The sequence below is a fragment of the Priestia sp. KCTC 13724 genome (assembly GCF_056820425.1).
Genome location: NZ_JBXDLD010000092.1, coordinates 1 through 3,327 on the forward strand (window position 1 = coordinate 1; position 3,327 = coordinate 3,327).

2 protein-coding genes, 1 pseudogene and 1 riboswitch are annotated in these 3,327 nt (G+C 38.5%); of the genes and pseudogenes, 2 read left to right on the top strand and 1 reads right to left on the bottom strand.

From position 1 onward, the window contains the following. Positions 1-143: 143 nt before the first annotated feature. Positions 144-790 (top strand): annotated as a pseudogene (gene bluB, locus AC1UFB_RS13655) (5,6-dimethylbenzimidazole synthase). Positions 791-909: 119 nt separating this feature from the next. Then, positions 910-1,011, top strand: a riboswitch (purine riboswitch). A 500-nt stretch (positions 1,012-1,511) separates the two neighbouring features. Beyond that, positions 1,512-2,837: an amidohydrolase family protein gene (locus tag AC1UFB_RS13660; RefSeq protein WP_076512557.1), complete on the top strand. Its 1,326-nt coding sequence runs from the start codon at positions 1,512-1,514 to the stop codon at positions 2,835-2,837. 37 nt (positions 2,838-2,874) lie between these two features. Here the strand turns inward: AC1UFB_RS13660 and AC1UFB_RS13665 are convergent, their stop codons facing one another. Then, positions 2,875-3,072 carry a cold-shock protein gene (locus tag AC1UFB_RS13665; protein ID WP_025908246.1) on the bottom strand — a complete coding sequence of 66 codons (198 nt, stop codon included), beginning with the start codon at positions 3,070-3,072 and terminating at the stop codon, positions 2,875-2,877. Positions 3,073-3,327: the final 255 nt, after the last annotated feature.

The window sequence follows — 3,327 nt, forward strand, 5'->3', positions numbered from 1 at the left end:
CGTATCATACCAAGAGGGCTCTTTTTTGTTCAAGTCCCCGAAAATCCTTCTAACAGGAATGCTCCTTATTGTATTTTCATCTAGTAGGGCTTAAATATCCATAGATTGACATACCCTAGTTAAAAAATTGAGGTGAAAAAGTCATGCTTAATCATGAAGAAAAAGAAGCAGTATATAAAGCTATTTATGGTCGACGAGATGTTCGAACGTTTTTATCTAAAGAAGTATCAGAAGAAAAAATCAATCGTATTTTAAATGCCGCTCATCACGGTCCATCTGTCGGGTTTATGCAGCCTTGGAACTTTATTTTAATTTCATCTGATAGCGTAAAAGAAAAATTAGCGTGGGCAGCTGACAAGGAGAGGCGAGCATTAGCTATTCATTATGAAGGCCAAAAGGAAAAAAATTTTTAGAGTTGAAAATTCAAGGGCTGAAAGAAGCGCCGCTTACGATTTGCGTAACATGTGACCCAACGCGAGGCGGTTCCCATGTTCTAGGACGCAACTCAATACCTGAGACGGATATTATGTCAACGGCCTGTGCCATTCAAAACATGTGGCTTGCTGCTTACGCTGAGGGACTTGCGATGGGATGGGTGAGCTTTTATAAGAAAAATGATGTGCGAGACATTTTAAATATTCCACCGCATATTGATCCTGTAGCCCTCATGTCCGTCGGATATACGGAAAATTATCCAGAAAAACCGATTTTAGAGCAAGCGAATTGGGCTCAGCGCCGCTCTTTAGAACATCTCATTTATGAAGATGTGTGGGGAGAGAAAAGCAAATAAATTAATTGCTCCAAAACTAGTTGAGTTTACATAAAAAACGAACGAATTACTAATTGTGAATTAAAATATTCGTTTCTATTGTTGACAAGCATGTCGAAACGAGGTATCTTTATATCAAGAAAAAGCTGAATACGGTCACTCATATATGTTTGATAATATGGATCGAACGTTTCTACCTTGTTACCGTAAATAACAAGACTATGAGTAAAAAGTAAATCTAGGTTCCCGCTTTTCATCATGAAAAGGTCTGGTCCAAGCGATTTACATGCTTAATGTTTTCGACAGAACGGCATGACACCGAAGGGATAAAAGCCCAGGCGGGTAGGTTTTTGCTCATCTATTATGAGATGCCTACCTTTGCTTTGGGCTTTTTCTTATTGTATCTATTGTGTATGCTTGTCGTTGGGTGTGCCGCTAGCTTTCTGGGGAGACAAGCTAGCGGAGGGAGACGAAGCTACACGCTTTAGCATTTCTGCAAGCCCTCATTAACCATTGGAAGTACATTTATCTATTTTCTAGCATTTTCTTTGTGTAAGCAGTGTGGGGACACTGCTTTTTTTTGCTTAAATTTGTCGAGTAATCAACCGATTTATTGAAAGAAAAAGAAGGTATTTTAGGTAATTTAGCGAATTAGTGCAAACAAGAGCTTCAGCTTCCCGATAGGCTGAAGGAATAGTATCGCTTGCAAAAAAAGAAAAGATTATAGAGGAGAGGGTTAAGATTGTTACATTTGGTTAACGTCCGATTACCGCTAATTCATGATCATGCACTTTTTGAAGTGAAAATTACAGATGGAATATATACCTCAATTGTGTTACAAAACGGCTATATGGAAGATGATGAGTTTGAAGAGCTGCACGCAGATATTTTGGGGAAAGAAACGGCTTTAGACGCTCAAGGGAGAGTTATGCTACCTGGTTTTGTAGATATGCACATGCATTTGGATAAAGCGCACTCTTTACCTCAAGTGCCCAACCTTTCTGGTACACTATCTGAAGCAGTTGAAAACTATGCGTCTAGCATTGCGTTGTTTTCTGAAGAAGAAATTAGACAGCGTATTGTAAAAACAGCACTACAGGCATTAGCAAATGGAACGACAGCTATTCGCACACATATCGATTTTAATTGTTTATTAGAAGAAGATATTCTATTTAGAGGGCTTCAAGCAGCAGCAGATGCACGAGATGAGCTCAGTCCATATATGGAAATTCAGCTTGTTCCATTGTTTGGGTCGGTAAACACACATGATGACTATATTATGAGAAAAGTTGAGAGAGCAGCAGAGTTGGGAATTGATGCAATTGGAGGCTGTCCTCATTTAGCTAGTCATCCTAACGAAGATATAGATGCCTTGTTTACTCTCGCTAAAAAGTATGATTTGCCATTGGATTTGCATATTGACGAAAGTGATAACCCTAATATCGACACGATCATTTATTTGGCAGAGCAAACCATTGCTCATAAGATGGAGGGAAAAGTAGTAGCTGGTCACCTATGTTCATTAGCAGGAATGGACGAAGAAAAAGTTCAGAAAATTTTAACTTTAATGCGTGATGCTAAAATTGGGGCCGTAACGCTTCCGGCTGCGAACCTTTATTTACAAGGGCGTGAAGACCGAGGAATTATTCGAAGAGGAGTAACGCGAATTAAGGAACTTCAAAAGTCAGCTATTCCCGTAGCGACCGCTTCAGATAACGTTCATGATCCGTTTCATCCGTTTGGAAAAGCCGACTTATTACAAATTGGCTTGTTAACAGGATATGTTGCTCACATGGGGAGTCCCGAAGAACAAAAGCAGCTTCTTCGAATGATTACTAGTATTCCAGCAAGATTAATTGGAAAAAGGAAATATGGAATTGAAGAGGGAAATGAAGCAAACTTCGTACTTTTAAACGTGCAGTCAATGCCAGAGATATGGACTGAAATTCCAGAGACACGTTTTGTTTATGTTCAAAAACGGTGGGTTAGTGTGAAGGAGACACATCAACGCTTAGCTGATCATAATTTGACAGCTCTTTGGAAAGAGAATCAGCTATTAATTGGATAAAAAAAGAAGCACTCACAGAGTGAGTGCTTCTAAATTATTACTTTTGAACGTTAGCAGCTTGTGGTCCACGAGCGCCTTGTTCGATTTCAAATGATACGTCTTGACCTTCTTCAAGTGTTTTGAAACCGTCGCCTTGGATAGCTGAGAAGTGTACGAATACATCGTCTTGACCTTCAACTTCGATGAATCCAAAACCTTTTTCTGCATTAAACCATTTTACTTTACCTTGTACCATTGTAGTACCTCCTGTGTGGAACAATCCACGAATATATTACTATCTCTGCTCAATTTCAATAAAAATCACTTTAAAGAAAGTCTTTCTATTTCTAACACCGAACAAGAAATAATATACCTAGTATAACACTTTTTCTTTAAAAAGAAACCTTTTTTTCGAAAAAAACTATGTTAACTTCAAAAAAGAGTAACTACTCAGACCCTATGGAATTTTTTAAAAATAAACCTGCCTTCACGTTTGATTTCTTGATAACTA